At 53.4% G+C, this 25,356-nt stretch carries 16 protein-coding genes; 14 read left to right on the top strand and 2 right to left on the bottom strand.

What is annotated here, in order from left to right:
• The first annotated feature begins 76 nt into the window (after positions 1-76).
• The 10 genes from J5069_RS09385 to J5069_RS09340 all read left to right on the top strand — a co-directional run bounded on the left by J5069_RS09385 (position 77) and on the right by J5069_RS09340 (position 14,874).
• Complete coding sequence (locus J5069_RS09385) at positions 77-4,432, top strand: hypothetical protein (RefSeq protein WP_264643551.1); 4,356 nt, start codon at positions 77-79, stop codon at positions 4,430-4,432.
• A 250-nt stretch (positions 4,433-4,682) separates the two neighbouring features.
• On the top strand, positions 4,683-5,666 hold the full coding sequence (locus tag J5069_RS09380; protein ID WP_264643550.1) for a MurR/RpiR family transcriptional regulator: 984 nt from the start codon (positions 4,683-4,685) through the stop codon (positions 5,664-5,666).
• A gap of 40 nt (positions 5,667-5,706) precedes the next feature.
• Positions 5,707-6,744, top strand: a complete 1,038-nt coding sequence (locus J5069_RS09375) for an ABC transporter substrate-binding protein (RefSeq protein WP_264643549.1) — start codon at positions 5,707-5,709, stop codon at positions 6,742-6,744.
• Positions 6,745-6,779: 35 nt separating this feature from the next.
• The gene (locus J5069_RS09370) at positions 6,780-7,559 is read left to right on the top strand and encodes an ABC transporter ATP-binding protein (protein ID WP_264643548.1); all 780 of its coding nucleotides are present in this window, start codon (positions 6,780-6,782) and stop codon (positions 7,557-7,559) included.
• Positions 7,560-7,571: 12 nt separating this feature from the next.
• Positions 7,572-8,327, top strand: coding sequence for an ABC transporter permease (locus tag J5069_RS09365; RefSeq protein WP_264643547.1), 756 nt, complete (start codon positions 7,572-7,574; stop codon positions 8,325-8,327).
• 34 nt (positions 8,328-8,361) lie between these two features.
• Positions 8,362-9,597, top strand: a complete 1,236-nt coding sequence (locus tag J5069_RS09360; protein ID WP_264643546.1) for a Zn-dependent hydrolase — start codon at positions 8,362-8,364, stop codon at positions 9,595-9,597.
• A 30-nt stretch (positions 9,598-9,627) separates the two neighbouring features.
• A complete protein-coding gene (locus tag J5069_RS09355) occupies positions 9,628-10,581 on the top strand; it encodes an N-carbamoyl-D-amino-acid hydrolase (RefSeq protein ID WP_264643545.1) in 954 nt (317 codons plus the stop codon).
• A gap of 32 nt (positions 10,582-10,613) precedes the next feature.
• A complete protein-coding gene (locus J5069_RS09350; protein ID WP_264643781.1) occupies positions 10,614-13,823 on the top strand; it encodes a molybdopterin cofactor-binding domain-containing protein in 3,210 nt (1,069 codons plus the stop codon).
• A 3-nt stretch (positions 13,824-13,826) separates the two neighbouring features.
• On the top strand, positions 13,827-14,285 hold the full coding sequence (locus J5069_RS09345; RefSeq protein ID WP_264643544.1) for a (2Fe-2S)-binding protein: 459 nt from the start codon (positions 13,827-13,829) through the stop codon (positions 14,283-14,285).
• Between the two features lie 19 nt (positions 14,286-14,304).
• Positions 14,305-14,874 carry an NTP transferase domain-containing protein gene (locus J5069_RS09340; protein ID WP_264643543.1) on the top strand — a complete coding sequence of 190 codons (570 nt, stop codon included), beginning with the start codon at positions 14,305-14,307 and terminating at the stop codon, positions 14,872-14,874.
• Between the two features lie 13 nt (positions 14,875-14,887).
• Here the strand turns inward: J5069_RS09340 and J5069_RS09335 are convergent, their stop codons facing one another.
• Positions 14,888-16,648, bottom strand: coding sequence for a sigma 54-interacting transcriptional regulator (locus J5069_RS09335; protein WP_264643542.1), 1,761 nt, complete (start codon positions 16,646-16,648; stop codon positions 14,888-14,890).
• Between the two features lie 363 nt (positions 16,649-17,011).
• On the opposite strand from J5069_RS09335, the gene dpaL reads away from it, so the two are divergent.
• Entirely contained in the window at positions 17,012-18,208 is a 1,197-nt protein-coding gene (gene dpaL, locus J5069_RS09330) for a diaminopropionate ammonia-lyase (RefSeq protein ID WP_264643541.1), read from the top strand.
• Between the two features lie 29 nt (positions 18,209-18,237).
• Positions 18,238-19,638: a dihydropyrimidinase gene (gene hydA / locus J5069_RS09325; RefSeq protein WP_264643540.1), complete on the top strand. Its 1,401-nt coding sequence runs from the start codon at positions 18,238-18,240 to the stop codon at positions 19,636-19,638.
• 4 nt (positions 19,639-19,642) lie between these two features.
• On the opposite strand, the gene J5069_RS09320 is transcribed toward hydA, so the two are convergent.
• Positions 19,643-20,452, bottom strand: a complete 810-nt coding sequence (locus J5069_RS09320; protein ID WP_264643539.1) for an XdhC family protein — start codon at positions 20,450-20,452, stop codon at positions 19,643-19,645.
• 346 nt (positions 20,453-20,798) lie between these two features.
• Between J5069_RS09320 and ygfK the strand changes: the two genes are divergently transcribed.
• Both ygfK and ssnA read left to right on the top strand, forming a co-directional pair.
• The gene (ygfK, locus tag J5069_RS09315) at positions 20,799-23,906 is read left to right on the top strand and encodes a putative selenate reductase subunit YgfK (RefSeq protein ID WP_264643538.1); all 3,108 of its coding nucleotides are present in this window, start codon (positions 20,799-20,801) and stop codon (positions 23,904-23,906) included.
• 3 nt (positions 23,907-23,909) lie between these two features.
• Positions 23,910-25,238 carry a putative aminohydrolase SsnA gene (gene ssnA, locus J5069_RS09310; protein ID WP_264643537.1) on the top strand — a complete coding sequence of 443 codons (1,329 nt, stop codon included), beginning with the start codon at positions 23,910-23,912 and terminating at the stop codon, positions 25,236-25,238.
• The last annotated feature ends 118 nt before the right edge of the window (positions 25,239-25,356 follow it).

The following is a 25,356-nucleotide window of genomic DNA, read 5'->3' as shown; positions in this document are numbered from 1 at the left end:
TAAGTAGTCATAGGGCTAATAGCTAATGATATTTATTAATGACGAGTTATGTTGGTAACAATCGGAGCATTTATTGATGCATGTAAAAACAAACCAAAAGCATTCATTCGAAAATTTGCCTTATTGTAAAAATTTCAATGAAATGACTACCGCTCATCGATTACATCATCAGCCCAATGGCCGGCCTGTTGCATCGGCGGCGAGAAAAACCTTGGCCGAGGAAGCGAACCCGCGGGCGGATGTGTTCAGCATATTTTCGTTTATTACACGGGTTTTCTCGTTCGGCACATCCTTACCACGACGTACTGACGAGAGTGCGTTTTCTCACATATCCCTCTCGGGGCAAAAGCTGATAGATGAAAGTGAGGCGTTGAAAGAGAAAACAAGAGGTGTTAATGAACAGAAAATTGGGTTCAATCTGACAAAAAAGCAAGCATTGGTTTTTGGCAGTCTGCTCCTTGGCGCTGGATTTGCCGGAGTTGTTTATTATCGCAATAACCACTCCCCCCAAAAACAGCATAGTGATAAAAATAATTATCACAACGATCGGGGTATTTATTTGGACATTAAAAATTCTTCTGAATATCCCTATGAAATGAATGACGATGATTTTGTGAACCCTTCCATTTACACCGACAAAACTATTATTGGCATTCCTGATCCTGTAACTGGATTGTGGCAAATATCAGAAGAGGAGTTTTACAATGATATTTCTGTGATAAATCAGTTGGTAGTATCCAGTTTTGACGACGGTTACGTTGTAGATCATGCTAACGCCCCTCCTGATAGAGTGGCGCGACAGAGCAGAAGAGTAATTATTAAAAATAAAAACATACTGAGTGAGATAATTAATCTTACACGCGATGAAAAAATTGACCGGCATTTAAGAAATGAATTTCATCATATTTTTAGGCGTTCAGAATCATCACCAGATGTAAAAAAAATTGAAAATAAAAGAGAAAGAAATATCAGGCTGTTGTTAAAGTGTATTCAGTATACGCATAAATATATCTATGGCGCTTTTGCTAATGAAATAAATAACCTGTCCTTTTTTCTTGCAAATATCCATTTGGTAAAGCTATGGCGGATTGTTGAAAGCTTGTCTAAAAAAGATAAAAGAACAGTTCGTGTTTTAATAAAAGAACATAACGCTATGTTCAAAGGGAAAACCCATCATTTTTCTTTCCTCGAAAATAATCATAAGCGAAAGAGAACAAATAAGAAACGTCCTGGCGTTGATGGGAAAGTCGATCCCTACCTTTCTGTCAATAAAAACAAAAATGGCTCAGTCGAGAGAGGATTTTCCTTTAATGCCAATCGGCGTTCTCAGGTTATGTATGATATCAAAAAGAGAATATATTCACCAAAAGAAAGAGAAAAAAATCAGAGTGCAACTATCGACGACGTGGTGAGGGTGAAAACCACGGACTGTCACGATCAACGGGAAGCGTTGTCAGTTTCAAAAATATTAAGAGTTATCAGTAAAACAGTAAAGAGCCCAGTGACCTCTCTGATTGAAGAGGGGCGTGTGATTTTACATTACGAAATTTATGGCATGGGTTGTACAAATTACACTAATTTTAATGCCCTTTCCCAAAAGATAGAGACTGCATTAGGTGGGCTTTTTACATGGTTACCCACCTATAATAAGACACGACTGGTAACATTAATTTTCGCTACCGTTCTGGATATGATTTCTGACTCTATTGATAACAAAGAACTGTCTATAGATTATCTCGAGGATCTGGAAAACTATACCTTATCTCTGGCAAAAGATATTGTATCCTCTTTGCTCACCAAAACGGTAAATGAGATAGCAAACAATAATGATGATAAACGAATCAGTAGCATTGTCAAAAACATCAAGCATAAAAATAATAATTTGATTATTAAAACACAGAGGCCAGAGAAGACAGTTTATATTGACCGAGTCGCCAACCATTTCGCTGATGAGGAAAGCAAAGGATTAATATTTTATAATGAACATAATTGTTGGGTGATTGATAAAAACTTACCTTTTAATAATGAAGTTAAAAGCACGTTTAATTTGGCTGAAAATTTCTGGACAAACGCCAAAAATATTTATTTTTATAAAAATAGCTCACCAGAAATCTACGGTGATGGAATTTTAATCAGATTTGACGGCATGGCTTATGCGCTTGTCGGCAATGTTTTCAAGCCAGCCTTAGAGATTCAAATATCAGATAATGTTTTCAGGTACATGGCCAAGGATGACAGAGGGTATCGGCCTATTACTCAGCGTGCGGGGAAATGGGTTTTTGAAAGTGAGCATACGCCGCTGGCAAGCGAAGCGTTGATATCACTGATTGAGTCTGATCAAAAACTAAAGAATGAATTGGTCAGTATGGATATCCAACACCACAATGTCGGGCCGATAACGGCAGGGAGGAAATATCAATTCGATAAATATCATAATAAATATTTAAAAATATCAGATGAGTATTTTAGATTTCATGTTGATGACAGTATGACGATGTATTTAGAAGGTAAGGGTGATTTGCTGCCGTTAACCTATTCAGGTGGGAAATTTGTTATCAAACCTGATCTTGTCACTGGAATCTATTCAATCATCAAATATCCATTAGAGAGATTGCCTTGGGAGACTTATGACCAGGATTATTATATCGACAATACTATTGTGAACGAGATTAATAAACATAAAATATTGCTCAGTGCTAAAGACTCACAGACCATTAGTCAACTCGCTATGCATGCGTTAACACCGTCGAAGAGCATCGATGGCGCTGTTATTTGTGAAGCGAAAGAGTATCTTCCTTATGAAGACAGATTAATAAGCATCAAGGCTAATGGTGATGATACCTATATTTTAGGTGAGTTAACCGGTGAGGAGGAGGGTATTCATCTTTATAAGAACCAGAAATCAAATTCCTATTATTTAATGCCTCAGGGGGCAGGCATTAACTCAGGACGGCAACGTTATAAACTTCGCTCATCAATGTGCAGAACTAAACGGCAGATTTTCTCTTTGTGTACGGCTGATTTCTATGAAAGCAACGATATCAGTTTTTTATTGAAGCGAAATGTTGGTGCTGGATTGAAATTTGATTCACCCAGTGAAATACTCAAACCTTATGTGGGAATCAATGGCTTTTACAAAGACATTAAGCTTGACAGTAAGTTATATTACTTATCCAATAATGATGTTTTCTTTCATGCATTAGAGAGTCCAGTGAGTGATAATGCTATCCCCACTTACTTTAAACTTTATGGAAAGAATAATGATGGTGAAATCAATCCTAATTTTTTAATCACAGATGTCAGCATTGTTAAGGATTTTGGCACTAAGAAAATCATCATTACTACCCCTTCTGAAGCACAAGAGATGATCTTTTCTCTCGACAGAGATTTGGCTGATAAATCGGTCAAGTGGCAGTCGGGTAATTCAAGAGGACATGATTTTAATATTGATGGATCAGATTTGTCTGGGTTGCCGTTTAAGTTATACAACAATGAGAATATGCATGAGGTGTATAACTTGCTTGAGCGTAGTGGAAAAAAAGTTGTCACATCGGTTCAGCAGGCAGATTTGTATATTGAAGAAAAGAAAACAGTGCTTTTCAGGGATCCTGAACAGTACGCGTATAAAAGCCTCGATGTGATTGAAAAGGAGCATCAATATACTGCTGTCTCTACTATCATGTTACAAGCCTTTGATAAAACAAAAGCAACGCTATCCAGCGCCAGCTATTTAATCAGTAATGATTATTCTGAGTTCGATGAATATATGTTGAATAAATTAAGGATAACAGATAAAAAGGTTAGGGATTATGTTAGTGAAATTTTTTGCGATAAGATAAATAAAATGAAGCTGGTCTTTGGTGATGAAGCTAAAGATAATATTATTATCGCGGTAAAAAAACGAGAGAGCGGGATGGACGAAGCGCGCGCTGAGAGCAATATATTAGGGTTTTCCTACGTTAACGATCCACTCGATAGAATATTTATCAATGCAGAGTTTATTCCGGCAGATTACACCCCTGACGAGCGAGAGTATGAGGGATATACCGAGCAGCAATACTATGTCAATCTGGCTGCGGATACGATGCGCCACGAGGCAGTGCATGCTTTGGGCAGCCCGGATGATTATTTTTATCTAAGAACAGATGCGGAGGGGAATCTTGAGGATGTTGATGCTTCGATTGCCCGTATTGAGTACCATATTATTACAGGAAAGATGCTAAGCGAAAGATTTGTTTATTTATGCAAGGTTTATTTCATGACCAACCCGGTCTACAAAGCCTATAACCTGGACAGCTTGCTTAAACCTTCCACCCTTTACCATATATTTCAACGTGATAATTATCTCCGGATGATTTTTTTAGTCAATAATCCGGATACGCTAAGTTTAATTATCAGAGATCTGGCAAAGCTAACAAAATTTCCACAGTGAGTACCCTTTTACTTTGCCTCCCTGCATTGTCATGGTGCAAAACGCGTGAAATCTGCACCAAAGTTGAAATACTACATGCATCACCGCCGCCATTTTTCGGCTAGGCCGTTTCTGATTACTCAATAAAAACCATATTTTTCATGTAGATAAATAATTACCTTTGAATTGGTAAGGTTTTGGCGCGCCCTTTGCTTAGTGGTTGGTACAGGCGTTTCGTTATGTGCTTTCTCATAAAACAGATGTGCCATTTGTGGCTGCTTTGCACCGCGAAACGTTAAGTACCACGCAGACCGAGGTCATGATGAATAACGCGCTAACCGCACCTGAAGAACACACCAGCGTATTGGCTGAGTTGCACACTGCCATCCGCCTTATCTATGGCGCGTTGTCCCCGGCAGAGAAGAAGCTGGTCGATGTCATTCTGGCGCATCAACATCAATTGGCAAGCTATAGCGCGACGGAATTATCCCGACTGGCGGGCGTCTCTAAATCGACCGCGGCGCGGGTGTTTCGTCGCCTCGGTTTTCAGGATTTCAATCAGTTTCGCATGAAATGTCGCGGTATTGAGCCGATGGGCTATTCGCCGCTCACTAATCTGGCACAGCGCACGCCACATCCGACAACGGTGCGTGAACGGCTTGATGTGCATATCGAACGGGAACGCGAAAATCTGGCGGGTATGCAGCGCGACAGCATGCCTGAAGAGCTGGAACGCGCGGTGCATCTTATGCGTGATGCACGCCGCGTTTGGGTGTTGGGGTTTCGCAATAGTTACGCCCCTGCTTTCTATGCCCAGTCGCTGTTCTCTCATGCGCTGAGCGATGTGCAACTGATAAACGATCCGGCTGCGAAATTTGCCGACGTGCTGGCGGACATTCGCGAGACGGATGTGCTGTTCGTGGTGGATTTTCCCCGCCAGATCCAACTGCTGCTACATCTGGTACGCGTGGCCAAACGCTATGGCACCCGCATTGTGGTGCTCAGTAATACCCCGGTATCTGATGTCTGCGCGCTGGCCGATGTGGTCATCCCATGTGCCGCAAAGCACAGCGACATTTTTGATTCCTACACCGCCGCCATCAGCATGGTCAATTTTATTGGCAATGAGCTGGCGGCCTGCTGTTCCGAGAGGGCAAGCCAACGCATGCAACGCATGGAAGATATTCATCAGCAGATTGGCGACCTGTATCAACGTGCTCCGCTCCCATCGGCGGACGACAAAAACCGGCGTTAATTCGGCTACACACTGACTTTCACTATTGAGGACATTCGTGATGTTGACATCCAGATTCGCAACACTGCACAAATTGGGTTGTACGGCGCTACTGTCTTTATCTGTACTGGCGTCATCCGCCTATGCGGCAGATCCTGTCAAAGTAAAATTCTCGCTCGACTGGCGCTTTGAGGGGCCCTCTGCACCGTTTTTGATGGCTAAAGCCAAAGGCTATTTCGCCCAGGAAGGGCTGGACGTACAGATCGACTCCGGTAACGGCTCCGCGGGTGCCGTGACTCGTGTGGCAACCGGTGCCTATGATATGGCCTTTGCCGATTTCAATGCTTTGATTGAACAAGAATCCCAGCATCCAGGCACCGGCATTAAAGGCGTTTATATGCTGTATAACGCCACGCCTGCCGCGGTATTTTTGCTGAAAAGCACTGGGGTAAAAACGCCAGCAGACCTGAAAGGGAAAACCATTGCGGCTCCGGTCTTTGATGCCGCGCGCAAAGCCTGGCCAGCTTTTGCGAAGAAAGTGGGGTTGAGCAAAGACGCCGTCACCTGGCAATCGGCTGACCCCACCGTTACCGCCAACCTGCTGGTGCGCAAAAACGTCGATGCGATTTCCGGCTTCTATTTTACCAATCTGCTGAATCTCGAAGCGCGCGGTGCCAAGGCTGATGACCTGACTATCTTCCCGTATGCGCAATATGGCGTCGATCTCTACGGCAACACCATCATCGCCAGCAAAGAGATGCTGGAAAAACACCCTGACACCATCAAAGCCTTCTTGCGTGCCTTTAACAAAGCGGTGCAGGAAACCCTCGCCGATCCCGTCAGCGCCGCCAAGTTTGTGAAGGAGCAGGATTCACTGATCGATTTGCCGCTGGAAACCCGTCGCCTGCAACTGGCGTTTGATCAGTTGGTGGTAACGCCAGAAACCAAGAAAAACGGTCTGGGCAGTGTGGATACCCAGCGCTTGAGTAACTCCATCAGTGATGTGGTGTCCGCGTTCGAGTTGAAAGAGACGCCGAAAACGGAGGCGTTGTTTACCAGTGCGCTGTTACCGGCATCTGCCGATCGTACCGTGCGGTAATTTCCGTCAGGCAGCATGATTTCAGGTGGTGAACAATGAGTTTCGTTAAGTTCGAGAATGTCAGTCTGGCGTACAGCAACAGCGAACAGCTGGCCATAAAGGACATTAATTTCAGTATCAATGAAAATGAGTTCGTGGCGCTGGTAGGACCTTCCGGCTGTGGTAAATCGACATTCATGAAGTTGACCTCGGGGCTGCTCTCGCCGAGTGAGGGCTACGTTTTCGTCAACAAACGCGAAGTGGTGGGGCCGCAGAAATGCGTCGGCATGGCGTTTCAGGCCTCTAACTTGCTGCCTTGGCGCACCACGCTACAAAACGTCATGCTGCCGATGGAGATCGTGGAGCCTTACCGCTCTACGCGACGTAAAAAAGGGCGCGAGTATGAAGAGCAGGCGCGAGCCTTGCTGAAACGGGTTGGGCTGGAAGGGTATGAAGACAAATTCCCGTGGGAGTTGTCCGGTGGCATGCAGCAGCGCGCCTCGATTTGTCGCGCGCTGATCCACAAACCGCGCTTGCTGATGTTGGATGAACCGTTCGGTGCGCTGGATGCGTTCACCCGTGAAGAGTTGTGGTGCATGTTGCGCGATCTGTGGCAGGAAGCGCCGTTTACGGTGGTGCTGGTCACGCACGATCTGCGTGAAGCGGTGTTTCTGGCGGATACCGTCTATGTGATGAGTGCCAGGCCGGGCCGGATTATCGCGCGCCGGGAGGTTGAACTTCCTCGTCCGCGCGATCTTCAGGTGACCTACACCGATGCGTTTTCTCGCTATGTGTTTGAACTGCGCGAGCACATCTCTTCACAACATCATGCCTAACGGAGGCCCGTCGTGATATCTCGTCATGTGTTAATCAAGATAGCCCCTTGGGCACTGCTGGTCCTGCTCGGCGTTCTGTGGCAGGTGATTGTGGTGGGGCTGGATGTGCCGACCTACCTGTTCCCGTCATTGAGCGATGTCTTCCGCTCGTTGGTCGCGGACTGGCGGCCCATCGCCGCGCATTCGCTGCAAACGCTCTACACCACGCTGGCGGGTTTTGTGTTGGCGGTAGCCGTAGGGCTGGTGTTGGGGGTTGCGGTCGGTGCGTCCTCGCTGGTTTACAAAGCGGTGTATCCGCTGCTGGTCGGGTTTAACTCGATTCCCAAAGTGGCCTTTGTGCCGGTACTGGTGGTGTGGTTTGGCATCGGTACCATTCCGGCCATTGCCACTGCTTTTCTCATCTCTTTTTTCCCGGTGGTCGTCAACGTCGCGACCGGGCTCGCGACGGTAGAGCCTGAAATGGAGGATGTGCTGCGTTCACTGGGGGCATCCCGTTTCGACATTTTGAAAAAGGTGGGGTTGCCCCGATCGCTGCCTTACTTCTTTGCCTCGTTAAAAGTGGCCATCACGCTGGCGTTTGTCGGATCGGTGATTTCGGAAACCGTGGCCTCCAATCTGGGTATTGGCTATCTGATGATGTCGGCCAGCTCCAACATGAATATGGCGTTGGTGTTTGCGGGGTTGATCGTTATCGGCGCCATGGGGGTGGTGATGTATGAAATCTTCGCCTTCATTGAAAAGCGGATGACGCACTGGGCGCATCGTTGATGGCGCGCGGCAGCACGATAAAAAAGGTTATGTCATGACAAGCGAGTTACGCATTAACGGCGAACGCCTGATGGCGTCGCTGTATCAACTGGGCGCGATAGGCGCATTGCCGCAGGGCGGTGTGTGTCGGCTGGCGCTCAGCGATGAAGACCGGCAGGGGCGTGATTGGGCAGTGGCGCGCATGCAGGCGTTAGGACTCAACGTAACGGTGGATGCCATCGGTAATACCGTGGGTGTCTACCCCGGATTAACCGATACGCCGCCGGTGATGATGGGATCGCATATTGATACCGTGGCAACCGGCGGGCTGTATGACGGTAACTACGGCGTGCTCTCTGGGCTGGAAGTGATTGCCACCTTGAAAGATGCCGGTGTGCGGCTGCGTCGTCCCGTTGCGGTGGCGTTTTTCACCAATGAAGAAGGTTCACGTTTTCAACCCGACATGATGGGCAGCCTGGTGTATCAGGGCGGGCTGGCGCTGGAAACCGCGCTGGCAACCCGCGGTATTGACGGTGTCACCGTAGGCGATGCGTTGCGGAAAATCGGTTATGCCGGTCCGGCATCGGTGGGGAATAACCGGGTGGACAGCTATTTCGAACTGCATATCGAGCAAGGCCCAGTGCTGGATGAAGAAGGGCTGGCGATTGGGGTGGTGGAAGGTGTGCAAGGGATTTCATGGACCGAATTCCACTTGCAGGGCGTGTCGAACCATGCGGGCACCACGCCGATACGGTTACGTCACGATGCCGGTTACGTCGCCGCTAGGATCGGCGTGTTTGCTCGCCAACTGGCACAAGAGCTGGGTGGCGATCAGGTCGCTACCGTCGGGCATCTGGTGTTCACGCCAAATCTGGTCAATGTGATCCCCGATACCGTGACCTTGACTGTGGATTTACGCAATACCGACGCAGAGGCACTGCGTCTGGCCGAACAGCGCCTGTGGGCATTTGCCGAACAGGCGGCGCACGAAGAAGGGATTAGCGTGTCACGCAACATGCTGGCGCGTTTTGAGCCGACGCCCTTTGCGCCGGAGATGGTCGAACTGGTTGCTGCACAGGCGCGCCTGCGTGGCTTACCGTCGCGCCGCATGCCTAGCGGTGCCGGGCATGATGCGCAAATCATGGCTGCCATGTGTCCGGCCGGAATGATCTTCGTGCCCAGCGTGGCGGGGTTGAGCCACAACATTAACGAATTTACGGCACCACAGGATTTGATCGCGGGCGCGAACGTTCTGCTGGGTGCCGTCGTACAGCGCGCCGATCGCGCCTGATACCCGATGCGTTTACAGGAGAAAAATCACATGGCGCGTTATGTCAATGTCGCTATCGGCCAGTTAGGGCCGGTCAATAAACAAGATTCCCGTGCTGCCGTGGTGGCACGCTTGATGAACCTGATGCGCGAGGCGCACCAACTGGGTGCGGATCTGATCGTGTATCCCGAGTTGGCGCTCACCACGTTTTTTCCGCGCTGGTATATCGACGATGAGTCCCAACTGGATAGCTGGTGCGAGGCGGCGATGCCGGGTGCCGAAACACAGCCGCTGTTCGATTTGGCGCGTGAATTGCAAGTGGGCTTTTGTCTGGGATACGCCGAACTGAGCGTGGAACAGGGGGAAAAACGGCGGTTTAACACCTCAATATTGGTGGATAAAAACGGCGTTATCGTCGGCAAATACCACAAAGTGCACTTGCCGGGGCACCGTGAGCACGAACCCTGGCGCGCCTTTCAGCATTTGGAGAAACGCTATTTTACGCCAGGAACAGAATTCTCGGTGTTTAACGCCTTTGGCGGCCGGGTCGGCATGGCGATTTGTAATGACCGTCGCTGGTGTGAAACCTATCGCGTGATGGGGCTGCAAGGCGTGGAAATGGTGCTGATCGGCTACAACACGCCGGTGCACAATGCGCCTGCGCCGGAGCACGACGATCTGTCACTGTTTCATAACCAACTCTCTATGCAGGCGGGGGCTTATCAGAATGGCACCTGGGTGGTGGGGGTGGCGAAAGCGGGAACGGAAGAGGGCGTGGAACACATTGGCGGGAGCTGCATCATTGCGCCATCGGGTGAAGTGGTCGCCAGCTGTCTGACCAAAGGCGATGAAGTGGCGATAGCCCATTGCGATCTCGATTTCTGCCAGATCTACAAACGCACCACGTTCAACTTTGATGTGCATCGCCAGCCCAACGCCTACGGTCCGATTACCGCGCTCAAAGGCGAGGCATTGCTGGCTGATGGCAGTCCGCGTCACCAATGAGGTTAACCATGGCAGCAGATGAGAAAGACGTGATGGAAATGCAAGTGGTCGGCCATGAAGTGCCGCGCGTGGATGGCTTGGCCAAGGTCAAGGGCAGCGCGGTGTACGGTGATGATATCGTCCTGAAAGACATGTTGTACGGCGTGTGTCGCTATGCAGATATCGCGGCGGGGCGGGTGGAGGACATCGATCTCGACGCCGCATTACAGGTGCCGGGCGTGGTGAAAATTGCCACCTGGCGCGATGTACCCGGCGAAAGTCACATTGGCGTGGTGATGGCCGACTATCCGCCGCTGGTGAATGAGAATATTGCGTTTCGCGGCGATGTGATTGCGGTGATTGCAGCGGAAAGTTACGAAGCGGCCTGTCAGGCTGCGGATAGAATCAGCGTGCGCTACACGCCGTTTGAGCCCATCACCCGCGTAGAAGACGCGCTAAAACCGGATGCACGGCTGATTCACCCGGGCAGCGCCAGCAATGTGATCAATCACCACCACACCATCAAAGGTGACATTGACGCAGGGTTCGCGGCCTCCAGCCATATTTTCGAACGGGACTATGAGGTGGGGTATCAGGAGCACGCCTACATTGAACCGGAGTCGATCATTGCCTGGATCGACGATAACGAGCAGATCATGACGCTGTCAGGGTCGGTACAGAATGCGCACCGCGTGCGCGGTTTTGTGGCGAAGTACCTCGGTTTGCCGCAAGCGCGCGTCAACATCAAGCGGGCGATCGTTGGCGGCTCGTTTGGCGGCAAAGATGACATTATTGACCACCTGGCGTGCCGTGCGGCGCTGTTGTGTCACTTAACGGGCAGGCCGGTCAAATTTACCTACAACCGTGAGCAATCGATGCGGGAGAGCTATAAACGCCACCCGTACAAGATGAAATACAAAATCGGTCTGGATGACGAGGCACGTATTCAAGCCATCAAGATTGAGGTGCTGGCGGATGGTGGCAGCTATGCCGGGCAAACGCCGTTTGTCACCTGGCGCAGTTCGGTGCAGGCGGCGGGGCCGTACCGCATTCCGAATGTGCGCGTTGATGTCACGGGGGTCTACACCAACAACAACTACACCTCGGCGTTTCGCGGTTTTGGTGCGCCGCAGGTGATTCTGGCGAACGAGTCGCTGATGGATGAAGTGGCGGCGGCGCTTGGCCTGTCACCGCTTGAACTGCGTCAGCGTAATATCCTGCAACAAGGGGATACCAGCATGGCAGGACAGGTGTTCAGCGAACACACGGTCTCTGCCGAGGAAGTGCTGGCGAAAGCGGCTAACAGCGTTGAATTTATGGCAAAACGCGAACGCTATCAGCTATTGAATGCGCAGGGGGGGCCGATCAAATACGGCATCGGTCTGGCGTTAAGCCACCGTGGCTGTTCGCTCGGTGCGGAAGGGCTGGATGCGTCATCCGCGCTGATTCAGGTCAATGCCGATGGCAGCGTCAATATCTCCACGGCAGTGTCTGAGAATGGTCAAGGATTGCAAACCACGATGTCGATGATTGCGGCGGAAGCCTTCGGCCTGCCGCTCTCATGGATAACCTTTACCGATCCGGCGACCGCGATGATAGCTGACGGCGGCTCGACCGTTGCCTCGCGCGGCACGCTGATGGGCGGGCAAGCGGTGCTCAATGCCGCCAGCAAGATCAAACAGCGCATGGCAGATGCGGTTGCTGCACAACTGGGGGCAAGTGGCGTGGACTCCCTGATGTGGCGCGACGGCAAGGTGTTCAACCGTGCCAACCTGACGCGTTGCATGGATTTCGCTCAGGTGGTGACGCTCACCAAGGCGACCGGTGCCAATCTCTCCGCCTATGGCTGGCATGTCGCGCCCTCCATTCACTGGGATGAGGAAAAAGGCTGCGGCAGCCCCTATTTTACCTGGGTATACGGGTGTCAGGTGGCAGATGTCGCGGTGGATACCCGTACCGGGAAAATCACGCTGCTGGATATCACGGCGGTACACGACGTGGGCAAGGTGGTGAACCGCGTGGGGTTTGAAGGGCAGGTATACGGCGGCGTGGTGCAAGGGATGATCGGCTACGGCATGCTGGAAGATTTCAATATCGAAAACGGGGAAGTGAAATCCGAGAACTTCGACACCTACCTGTTGCCGACGATTCGCGATATCCCCAACATTAACGTGATTGCGGTAGAAAATCACGATAAGGCCGGGCCTTACGGTGCCAAGGTGATTGGTGAGCCGGTGCTGGAACTGGGCGGTGCCGCGCTCAACAATGCGGTCAGTTTCGCCATTGGCCGTTGGAATCGCACGCTGCCGTTGACGCTGGAACAGGTACGGCTGGGCTACAACCTGAAAAAACCGGCACGCCAGAGTGAAGTGCAAGCCCATGACGGTGAACGTAAGCAGGTGCTGCGTCTCAATACCCTTGAGGTGAACCAGCCCGCCAGTCTGGATCAGGCGTTAACGCTGTTGGCCCAACCCGGTGCCCAGGTGTTGGCCGGCGGCACAGATGTGCTGGTGCAGGCGCGTTTAAAAACCACGCCGGTGCGGCTGGTGAATATTTCCAGCTTGCGCGAATTACGCGGAATTGATGCTGAAGGTGACGCCCTTACTATCGGAGCAGGCACCTGCTTTACCGATCTGGTCTGCGATGAACGGTTGCAGCGCCATTACCCGCTGCTGGTAACCGCCTGTCGCACGGTGGGTTCGCTGCAACTGCGCAACCGGGCGACCGTTGGCGGCAATATCGTCAATGCCGCCCCCTGTGCGGATTCCGTGCCGCCGCTGATGGTCTATGGTGCTGAGGTGGAGTTGCGTACTGCCAGTGAATGCCGCCGCGTCCCACTGGCGTCTTTTATCACCGGCGGCTATCGCACCCAGCTACAACCCGGCGAATTACTCACACGCATTATCCTCCCGCCGCCTCCGGCGGGCGCATTGCACCCTTTTTATCTGCAACTGGGGCGGCGTACTGCCGTGAATATCACGCGCCAAAGCCTCACCGCGCTGTTTCGATTGGACGCGCACGGCAACATCGAACTGTGCCGTTTGGTCGATGGCGCCGTGTTTGGCAAGCCACAGCGCTTGACGGTAGTCGAGCAGGCGCTGCTGGGGCACGCGCCGACACTGGCAGTGATTGATAATGCCGCAGCAGCATTGGAAACCCTGGTCACCGATGCGATTGGTGGTCGTTGGTCGGCACCTTACAAAATCCCAGTTTATCTCGACATGTTCCGTCAGGTAATGACAGGACTGGCGCAGCAGGAGTGACAGATGATTGATGTAGCAATGAAGATTAACGGCATTCGGGTGCAGGCCACGGTGAATGACAATACGCGCCTGCTGGATTACCTGCGTGAAGACCGTCGGTTGACCGGCACCAAAGAAGGCTGTTCCGTCGGTGAGTGCGGTGCCTGCTCGGTGATCATGAACGGGCGTGCGGTGTGCTCTTGTCTGTTGCTGGTGGCACAGTGCGATGGCGCTGAAATCACCACGGTCGAAGCACTGCATCAGGATCCTGTCGGGGTAAAACTGCAAAAGGCCTTCATTCGCCACGGTGGCGTGCAGTGCGGCTTTTGTACGCCCGGCGTGTTGATCAGCGCCAAGGCCTTGCTGGATGCCAACCCTCAACCGAATGATGAAGAAATTCGCGAGGCGCTGGAGGGCAACCTGTGCCGCTGCACGGGCTATCAGCCGATTATCACCTCGATCAAAGCGGTGTTGGCACAGTGATGCTGGTGGAGCTGGCTGCATGAGTGAGAAAGTCTGTCTGATGCTGGCGGCCGGGCTTTCCAGCCGTATGGGGCAGTGGAAAATGATGCTGCCCTGGGGGGAAGGAACGGTGCTCGACAGCGCGCTGGCGGCGGCACTCTCCTTTTGCGATCGCGTGGTGTTGGTGACCGGTTTTCGCGGTGCTGAACTGAACTGGCGCTATGGCGACAATGGGCGCATCACGCTGTGCCATAACGAGGATTTTACCGAGGGGATGTTCTCCTCCATTCGCTGTGGTGCGGCGGCGCTCGGCGGCGGGCATTTCTTTCTGGCGTTGGGGGATATGCCTGCCGTCAGCGGGGCGGTGTATCGCACGCTGTGGCAACAGCGCGATGCGACCTGTCTGATTCCGGAATATGCTCAAGGGAAAGGGCACCCGGTATTGCTGCCACCCGCCCTGCGCGATGCGGTGCTGGCGGCGGATAACCACACCTCGATGAAAACGCTGATTACCTGTCACGGCCAACGGCGGGTGCCCGTATCGGAGAGCGCGATTCATTGGGATATGGATACGCCGGAACAGTACCAGCAGTTGCTCCGGCGGCGTTAGCGATGAGAGCGGGCTAGTGAATATCACCTAGCCCGTATTTTTTGATTTTGCGATACAGCGTCGCCACGCTGATCTCCAACTCTTGCGCCAGTTGTGCTTTGTTCACGCCACGACCTAACGCCTCGATAATGCGCTGGTGTTCCAGCTGTTTCAGGCTCGGGGGCACGGCGGGTGTTGTTGCTGTAACCGCTTCGACGGCGGGCAACGGGGGGGTTGTGGCGCGATGAAAATGCGGCGGCAACAGCGTCGGATCAATCACCTCGCCGTCGGGCACGATATTCACCAGATACTCCACCAGATTGCTCAATTCACGCACATTGCCCGGCCAGCGATAATCTCGCAGCAAGGCCATTACCTCGCGGCTCACGCCAGGGTAGGTGCTGCCAATACGGCGTGTGTGCAGATTGAGAAAGTGGTGCACCAGCAGTTCGATATCTGCCGTGCGCTCGCGCAACGGTGGGATCTCGACCGGTATCACCTTCAGGCGGTAGTAGAGATCCTCGCGAAAGTTTCCCGCTTCGATCGCGCGCGTCAAATTTTGGTGGGTGGCAGAAATAATGCGGATATCCACCGCCACTGGCTTGCTGGCTCCCAGCGGCATCACTTCGCGCGTTTCGAGTACTCGCAGCAGCTTGGCCTGCAACGTTAACGGCATATCGCCAATCTCGTCGAGGAACAAGGTGCCAAGATGGGCGGACTGAATCAGCCCCGCCTTGCCATTCGGGGCGGCACCGGTAAATGCGCCTTTAACATAGCCGAACAGTTCACTCTCCAGCAGATGCTCAGGGATCGCCGCACAGTTGATGGCAATAAAAGGGTGCATGCTACGCCGTCCCACCTGATGAATGGAACGCGCCAGAACTTCTTTACCGCTGCCGCTCTCACCGGTGATCATGATGCTGGAGGGGCTATCGGCAAAACGCGCGATGTGCTGTTTCAGCGCCTGTACCGCCGGTGCATTGCCGATAAACTGGCCGATACGCGGTTCGCTGTCTGCCTCATTGAGTGGCGCGGGACGTTCAGATTGGTGGAAAGCAAACAGGAACAACTGCCGGTTGTTACCGTTATGATGCTGCCCGATCACCACTTCCTGCTGTGCGGCAAAGGCGATCACATGCTGTGCATTGCCGTTGGCGAAATCTTTGCTGGCCACCAACGGACGGATGGTCACCGGCGTGTTGGCCAGGGTTTCCCAACGGGCGTTGAGCAGCGTCAGCGCATTCTGATTGGCAAACGTCATAATGCCACGCTCATCCAGTACCAGAATGCCCTGATCCATGCTGTTGATGAGCGTGGTGAACAGCACATCCATGCCATCATTGGCAGTGGGATTCTTCGTCAGGTTAGCGATCAGCAGTGAAGCGATATGGCGAACGTAATCGGAAAATACGCTGATATTGTCCTGCAATCGCTGCTGCTGTTCTGCATTGATGGCCGCAAGGCTGATGACGCCCAGACAGCGCTCACCGTGCATCACCGGCAGGCCAAGAAACGCCAGCTCGCCGCAGTTGCCGTACTGACCACAACCCTGGCAAATCGGATCGTGCTGCGAGTGAATAACCGCTTTCTCTTGCTTGTTATCAATGACGTATTGCAGCAGGCGGGTGTTATCCGAGGGATGGCCGATGCGGTTACGATAGGGTCCACTGCCTGCCACGCGCAGCAACCGGTTATCAACGATCTCCACTTCCAGCCGCAATACCTGACTGAGCATCTGGGTGAAATGCCGAATGGTGGGCTGGATGTGCATCAGAGACAGGGTCTGGCTGGTCATGGGCTACGCTCTTATATCGGGTAAAGCGCCTCGCGGCTGTTTCTCATTTTGAGAATTCGTCATTTCCGTTCCCCTCCGTCATTCCCGTTCCCCTCCGTCATTCCCGCGAAAGCGGGAACCCCTTACAGAAGAAACATGTTCATTCTCACAGAGATCCCCGGCTTTCGCCGAGGATGACGAAGGAAGGCGTCATTCCCGCGAAGGCGGGAATCCCGTGCAGAAGAAACTCGTTCATTCTCACAGTGATCTCCTGTTTTCGATTATTCGACATTGCACTGGGCGCTGCAACTACAAACTGGCACAGATATTGATGTATGGATAGGGAATAGCGATGAATTCATTAATCAAAATCAGGATGCCAACATGTCAACGTTTTCACTACGGATGCAGATTGCCGACAACGCTCACTTTACGCCGCACGGCGCAGCACTGTTCAGCCGGGAACAGGCGGAACAGGCGCGCAACTTTCATCAACGGATGCCGGGTTATCGCCCGACGCCGCTGCACTCGCTGACGGCGTTTGCGGCTGAATTGGGCGTGGGGCAGGTGCTGGTGAAAGATGAATCTCAACGTTTCGGGCTCAACGCCTTCAAAATTCTCGGCGGTGCCTATGCCATCGCCCGCTGCGTGTGCGAAAAATACCACTTCTCCCTGGAGGATTTTTCGTTTGAGCAAGGCCGCGCGGCACTGGCGGAAAGCATTACCTTTGCCACCACCACGGATGGCAATCACGGTCGAGGCGTTGCCTGGGCGGCCAACGCGTTAGGGCAACAGGCGGTGGTCTATATGCCCAAGGGGGCGTCTGCGGAGCGTGTCGCACACATCACCGGGCTGGGGGCGGAATGTATCGTCACTGATATGAACTATGACGATACCGTGCGCCTGACCATGCAAACCGCGCAAGAAAAGGGCTGGGAAGTGGTACAGGACACCGCCTGGCCAGGTTACGAAAAAATCCCTGCCTGGATAATGCAAGGTTATGCGACGCTGGCGGTGGAAGCGGTAGAACAGGTTGCCGAGAACGACTGGCCGACACCGACGCACGTTTTTCTTCAGGCTGGCGTGGGTGCGATGGCGGCGGGGGTGCTGGATTATCTGGTGAATTGCTATGGTGCAGATAAATTGCATGCGGTGATCGTGGAGCCCGATCGCGCTGACTGTTTGTTCCGCTCAGCGCAACACGGGGAGATCGTCGCTGTCGGCGGTGCGATGGACACCATGATGGTGGGGTTGGCCTGCGGTGAACCCAACCCGTTAGGATGGCCGCGCCTGCGAGATTGTTCCCGCCAGTTTATCTCCTGTGAAGACCGCGTCACCGCGCTGGGTATGCGGGTGCTGGGCAATCCGCTGGGGCAGGATGCGCGCATCGTGTCCGGTGAATCGGGCGCTGTCGGTATGGGCGTCTTGGCGGCGATACTGCACAGTCCGGATCGAGAAGCGTTGCTGGCACAGTTGGGGTTGGATTCCTCCTCCTGTGTGCTGGTAGTCAGTTCTGAAGGCGATACCGATCGACAACACTATCGCGAAGTGGTGTGGGAAGGCCGTCCTTTGATGGATTAACCGTCTTCAACTTGATGCAGGAGAATGCTATGCAGCGCTTACTCAAAGGCGGCACGTTGGTCGATCATCAGGGGCAGTATCACGAGGATCTGCTGATCGAACAGGGGCGGATCGTACGGCGTGAACCCCATATCGCCATCACGCCCGAGATGGCGGTGATTGATGCAACCGGGTATCAGGTGATGCCCGGTGGTATTGATGTACACACCCATTTCAATATCGATGTCGGCATTGGCCGCAGCTGCGATGATTTTTTTTCCGGCACGCGTGCGGCGGCGTGCGGCGGCACCACGACTATTGTCGATCATATGGGCTTTGGTCCGGCGGGATGCAACCTGCATCATCAATTGGGGCGCTATCATGCCTATGCAGAGGGGCAGGCGGCGATCGACTACAGCTTTCACGGCGTGGTGCAGCATGTCGACGATGCTATTCTGGATGAAATGGCGTCGATGGTGGAGCAAGAAGGGATCAGCAGCTTCAAACTTTACCTGACCTATCAGTACAAACTGGATGACGCGGCGGTGTTGCAGGCGTTGCAGCGGCTGCGTCAGGTGGGCGCGTTAACCACGGTACATCCGGAAAATGATGCGGCGATTCGATGGCGTCGTGATGCCTTTGTGCAACAGGGGAACACCGCGCCGATGTATCACGCCTTGAGTCGCCCCGTCGCTTGTGAGGCGGAGGCGATCGCGCGCATGATTAACCTGGCGTCGTTAGCGGATAGCGCGCCGCTGTATATCGTTCACCTGTCCAACGCATTGGGGCTGGATTATATCCGTCTGGCGCAGCGCAACGGGCAGCCGGTGTGGGCAGAAACCTGCCCACAATACCTGCTGCTGGATGAGCAACGTTACCAAGACCCTGACGGGATGAAATACATCCTCAGCCCGCCGTTGCGCGGACAGGAAGAGCAGGCCGCGCTGTGGCAAGGGATGGCAGAGGGCAGTATCGCCACGCTGGCGACCGATCACTGTAATTTTTCACTGCATCAACGTCACATGCTCTCCGGTGGGGATTTCAGCCGTTGTCCGAACGGGTTGCCAGGCGTGGAAAATCGACTGGCATTACTCTATTCGAACGGTGTATCGACGGGGATAATCAGTCCTGAGCAGTTTGTCGCCTTGACCAGCACGCGTCCGGCGCAATTGTTTGGCCTGTGGCCGCAGAAAGGTAACCTGATGCCCGGTGCGGATGCCGATCTGGTGCTGTTTGATCCGCACCAGCGCGTTACGCTGCGGCACGATGAGATGCATGATAACGGCGACTACTCTCCCTATGAGGGCATGGTATGCCAGGGTTGGCCGATCATGACCTTGAGCCGCGGTGAGGTGGTGTGGCGTGAGGGTGTGTTCACCGGCCGCGCCGGGCATGGGCGCTTTCTGCGCCGCAAGCCGTTTAACGCCGCGTTGGTGAAGACACTATTCTGATAGGCTATTTTGATACGACAGCCAGCGTGGTGGACTGGAGTGATACCGCGCTGGCACCACTTTTCACCTGAAGAATTTCCGCTATCACGCTGATGGCGATCTCCTCCGGGGTTTCCGCCCCGATATCCAACCCAATCGGCGATCGCAGCGCAGCGATGTCAGCGGCATCGACGCCTCGCTTCTCAAGCTCGGCACGGAAGGTCTGGATCTTTCTTCGGCTGGCCAGCAAGCCAAGGTAACGCACCGGACTGCCGATGGTGTGTTCCAACGCTTCTCTGTCCTGATGGTTGGTGGCGATCACCACATAGCAGTTATCATCCAGTGTCAGCTGCTGGATACCGGCAGTGAAACTCTCAACCAGTAATTTGCGGCTGGCAGGCGGGAGATCCGGGTGATCCAGATTCTCTTTCCAGGTATCCATCAGCGCTACCTCGAAGCCGAGCGGGGCGGCCACCACGGCGATGGCGCGGTTCACGTGGCCCGCACCCAGCAGCACCAATTGCGGCCGGCGTGGCTGCACCGCGATATGTATCTTCATGGCGCCACCGCAATCCGAGCCAACGGCACCTTCGCCCTGACGCGCCATGCGCCCGCTAAATACGCGGGATTGCCCTTGCGCTAGCGCCTCTTTCGCTTGCTCCAGCACCAACCGCTCCATCATCCCGCCGCCGATGGTTCCCAGACTGTTGCCGTCTTCATCAACCAGCATGCTGGCATTGTGGCGCGGTGTAGAGCCCCGGCTTTCGACGATCTGGATAAAGGCAAAAGCCCGGTTATTTTTTTCCAATTCCGCTGCCTGAGTAAAAAGCCCCATTGCATACCTCGCATAAATCATGACTGATAAGGGAGTAATGCAAATTCTGTGCCTGCGTATGGGGTTATTTTGGCGCGTAATGACGCGGGGCATCGCGGGGAAACCCCGGTTATTTTCTCAAAATGAGAAATGCGATTATTAATTTGCAAAAACCTGATGCTAACCCTGAGCATCCCGCCCTTTCACCCTCGGCATAGGTATTTCGTCTGGTCAGCAGAACACGCTATAGCGCCTTATTCCCACGCCGCGCTCCCCGACGGCCTATTTCTGGCCTGCATATTGCTTTAACCACAATAACAATGTCGTTCGGTTTATTTTAAAAAAAGAACCAATAAAGGAGAGCAATGTGGGTGATGTGATGCGTCCCATTCCGTTTGAGCAATTGCTGGAAAGAATGTTTTCTGAATACCAGCAAAGTCGCTCTATTTTTGGCATCCCTGAGAGCCAGTTCTATCGCCGCAATCCCGCTCGGCAAATGCGCGTGTTCGGCGAAGTCTGCGACACCCCGGTGGGGCCAGCGGCAGGTCCGCATACCCAGTTGGCGCAAAATATCATTACCGCATGGCTGACCGGCGGCAGTTTTATTGAACTGAAAACGGTGCAGATTCTGGACAAACTGGAGCTGGAAAAACCCTGTATTGATGCGCAGGATGAAGGGTTCAATACCGAATGGTCTACCGAATTTACGCTGGTAAAAGCCGCCGATGAATATCTCAAAGCGTGGTTTGCCCTGTGGTTGCTGGAGTGTCTGTTTGCCCCGCGCACGCCTGAACAAGGCCGCTCATTTATTTTCAATATGAGCGTAGGCTATGACCTGAAAGGCATTCAACAAGCCCCGATGCAAACGTTTATTGCCACCCTGATGGATGCCGCCGATTCACCCGCCTTTCAGCGCTATCGCCAGACGCTGGCGCAGTGGATCGCGAACGTTGATACCCTGTTCGATGGTGTGGTGCACCCTGACAGCACTGCACTGGCAATGCTACCGGAGCGTATTCCTTCCCGGCTGGTCACCGGCGTGACCTTATCAACCATGCACGGCTGCCCTCCCGACGAAATCGAAGCGATTTGCCGCTATATGCTGGAAGAAAAGGGCCTGCATACCTTTGTGAAACTGAACCCGACGCTGCTTGGCTATGCGCGCGTTCGCGAAATTCTGGATGGCTGCGGGTTTGATTATATCCAATTAAAAGAGTCCTCTTTCCTGCATGACTTGCCGCAAGACCGAGCGCTGGGCATGTTGGAGCGGCTGCTGGCGTTGGCACACCAACAGGGGTTGGAATTCGGCGTAAAACTGACCAACACGCTGGGTGCTGGCAATCATAAACACCGTCTACCGGGCGATGAAATGTACATGTCGGGCCGGGCGTTGTTTCCCATTTCGATTAACGTCGCAGCGGTGTTATCACGCCATTTCGACGGAAAACTGCCCATCTCCTATTCCGGCGGGGCCAGTCAGCTCAATATCCGTGCGATTCATGAAACCGGTATTCATCCCATTACCATGGCGACCGATCTGCTGAAACCCGGTGGGTACCTGCGTCTGGCGGCCTGTGCGCAACAGCTTGAAAACTCTGCGGGCTGGACGATGAGCGCGGTGGACGTGTCACGGTTAGAGACGCTGGCGCAGGCGGCGCTAACGGCGGAATACCACCAGAAAGCCTGGAAGCGGGAAGAGACCATTGATGCCGGTGGCGTTTTACCGCCGTCCGATTGTTACGTCGCCCCCTGTGTCAGCGCCTGCGCTATCCATCAGGATATTCCCGAATACCTGCGTCTGGCCGGCGCGGGGCGCTATACCGAGGCGCTGGAACTGATTTATCAGCGTAACGCGCTGCCAGCCATTACCGGTCACATTTGCGATCACCAGTGCCAGTCCAACTGTACCCGACTGGATTACGACAGTGCGTTAAATATCCGTGAAGTGAAACGTATTGCGCTGGAAAAAGGCTGGTCGGGATATCAGCAGCGCTGGTGCAAACCGGCCGGTTCTGGCAACCGTCATCCGGTGGCGGTGATCGGTGCCGGTCCGGCAGGGCTGGCAACCGGGTATTTTTTGGCGCGTGCAGGGCATCCGGTCACGATATTCGAGCGTGAGCAAAGTGCCGGTGGCGTAGTACGCCACGTGGTGCCGCAGTTCCGTATTCCGGCGGAAAAGATCCAACACGATATTGATTTTGTCGCGCAGCACGGCGTGCAATTTGAATATGGTTGCGACAGCGGACTGACGATTGAGGCGTTGCACCAGCGCGGCTTTTCCTATGTCTGTGTCGGTACCGGGGCCTACCGTAGCCGCGATGTGGCGCTGGCCGGGGATAACCCCGCAGTGTGGTCATCATTTCAGTTTCTGCGGCGTTTCAACCGGGCTGAATCACTCACGCTCGGGCGCTCCGTGGGTGTTGTCGGCGCGGGGAATACCGCGATGGATTGCGCGCGCGCCGCGCTGCGTGTACCCGGCGTTGAGCAGGTCACCATTCTCTACCGTCGCGGTGAGCACGATATGCCTGCCTGGCGCGAAGAAGTGGAAGAGGCGCGTCACGCTGGGGTTGAATTCCGCTTTTGGGTGAATCCGGAACGGTTTGATAGCGACGGTGCTGTGACGCTACGGGTGATGCAACCCGGCGAGCCCGATGCGCAGGGGCGGGCCCGTCCGCTGGCGACCGAGCGCACCGACGTGCTGCATCTGGATGCCCTTATCTCCGCCGTTGGGGAAGAGCCGGATTATGCGGCGCTGGCACAGATGGGGATTCCCCTGTCGGCCAAGGGTGCCCCGGTGGTGGATAGCAAAACGCAGGAAACGCAGCGCAATAATGTGTTTCTGATTGGTGATGCGCAAAGCGGTCCGGCTTCCATTGTGGCGGCAATCGGTGCGGCGCGACGCGCGACGGATGCGATTTTGCTGCGTGAGAATATTCGTGACGATCATGCGGCCAAACGCTGGCTGAATACCGATCCGGCGGATATCTATCGCCGCAAAGGGGCGATAGACGTCCAACTGATCGCAACGGATGAGCAGGATGCGTTTGCCCAGCAAGAAGCACAGCGGTGCCTGTCGTGTAACTATGTGTGCGCCAAGTGTGTGGATGTTTGCCCTAACCGCGCCAATATCTCCATTGCGGTACCCGGTTTTCGTGACCGGTTCCAAACGCTGCATATTGATGCCTATTGCAATGAATGCGGTAACTGCGCCCAGTTCTGCCCGTGGGACGGCAAACCTTACCGCGATAAAGTCACCATCTTCAATTTGCGTGAGGACTTTGCCGCCAGCAGCAATCCTGGTTTCCTGTTGGATGAAGATGGCATTCTGGTACGCCATGAGCAGCAGGTCTATCACCTGGCGATTGACCCGCACGGCCATATTGCCAGTGCCCCACCGGAGCTGGCAGACATGTGCCGCATTATTTCAACGGTTTATCAACATCATCACTATTTACTTGGCGCGGTGGAGGCGTAATTCATGCTGATTTTGCGTAACGCAACGGCGGTGCAGTTTGAGCCCGCTCGGGTGGATGAGGGCGTGGATATCGCCATTGACGGCACGGCGATCGTGGCGGTGGGAAAAAACCTGACGGCGCGCTATCCGGCGGCGACAGTGAAAGAGATGCAGGGGCGGCTGGTGATGCCGGGCATCGTCTGCGCCCATAACCATTTTTACTCCGGGCTGGCACGTGGCATTTTGGCGCGTATTGACCCCTGTCCGGATTTTATCTCCACGCTAAAGAACCTGTGGTGGAAACTGGACCGCGCGCTGGATGAAGAGTCGCTGTATTACAGCGGGTTGGTATGCTCACTGGAAGCGATTAAACAAGGTTGCACCTCGGTTATCGATCACCATGCCTCCCCGTCGCTGATCGGCGGATCGCTGGATATTTTACGCCGTGGCTTTCTCACTGCCGGTTTGCGTGGTATGACCTGCTATGAAACCACCGATCGCAATGGCGGGCTGGATGAACTGCGGCGCGGCGTGGAAGAAAATATCCGTTTTGCTCACCGTATCGATCTGGATAAAAAGTCGGGCAAAACGCCCTATCTGGTGGAGGCGCATATTGGGGCTCACGCGCCATTCACGCTGAGCGATGCCGGACTGGAACTGTTGGCCGATGCGATTCAGAGCACGGGGAGCGGGCTGCATATTCACGTTGCGGAAGACCGCTATGATGTGTCTCACAGTCATCACCATTATGGTGTTGATCCGATGGTGCGACTGGCGCGGGCGGGATTGCTGAACGAGAAAAGCCTGATCGCGCACGGCCTGTTTCTTTCGGCGCAGGACGTGGCGGTGATCAATGAGTTTGATGCTTGTCTGGTGCATAACGCCCGTTCCAACATGAACAATCAGGTGGGGTACAACCCGCGCCTGGCGGAGTATCGCCATGTGGCCTTAGGAACCGACGGTATCGGTGCGGATATGTTTGAAGAGTTGAAATTCGCTTGCTTCAAGCACCGCGATGCAGGTGGCACGCTGTGGCCAGACAGTTTCCTGCGTTTTCTGCATAACGGTAACCTGTTGCTGGAACGTAACTTCGGTGCGCAGTTTGGCGCATTGGCTGCGGGTTATCAGGCTGATTTAACCATTTGCGATTACCACTCCCCGACGCCGCTGTGTGCTGAAAATCTGGCCGGGCATTTGGCCTTCGCACTGAATTCCGCCAGCGTGCACAGTGTGATGGTGGCAGGGAATCTGGTGTATGAAAATCGCTGTTTCCCGTTTGACGTCGAGGAGATTTATTTCCACGCACGTCAGGCCGCGGAGAAATTATGGCAACGTATGGATAATCTCGCGTAATAAAATAAAAATACGGTTGAAATAATAAAAAAAGACTCTCAATTATTCTTCATCCTCCGCAATTGCGGAGGGTGATCATCAACATAATAATTAGCCTGCGTAAATAACGTCATCGCTG

Origin of the sequence: Candidatus Symbiopectobacterium sp. NZEC127 (genome assembly GCF_025962675.1) — a bacterium.
Lineage (GTDB): Bacteria > Pseudomonadota > Gammaproteobacteria > Enterobacterales > Enterobacteriaceae > Symbiopectobacterium.
The sequence above is the reverse complement of the archived record's forward strand: the minus strand, read 5'-3'. Positions and strand labels throughout refer to the sequence as shown.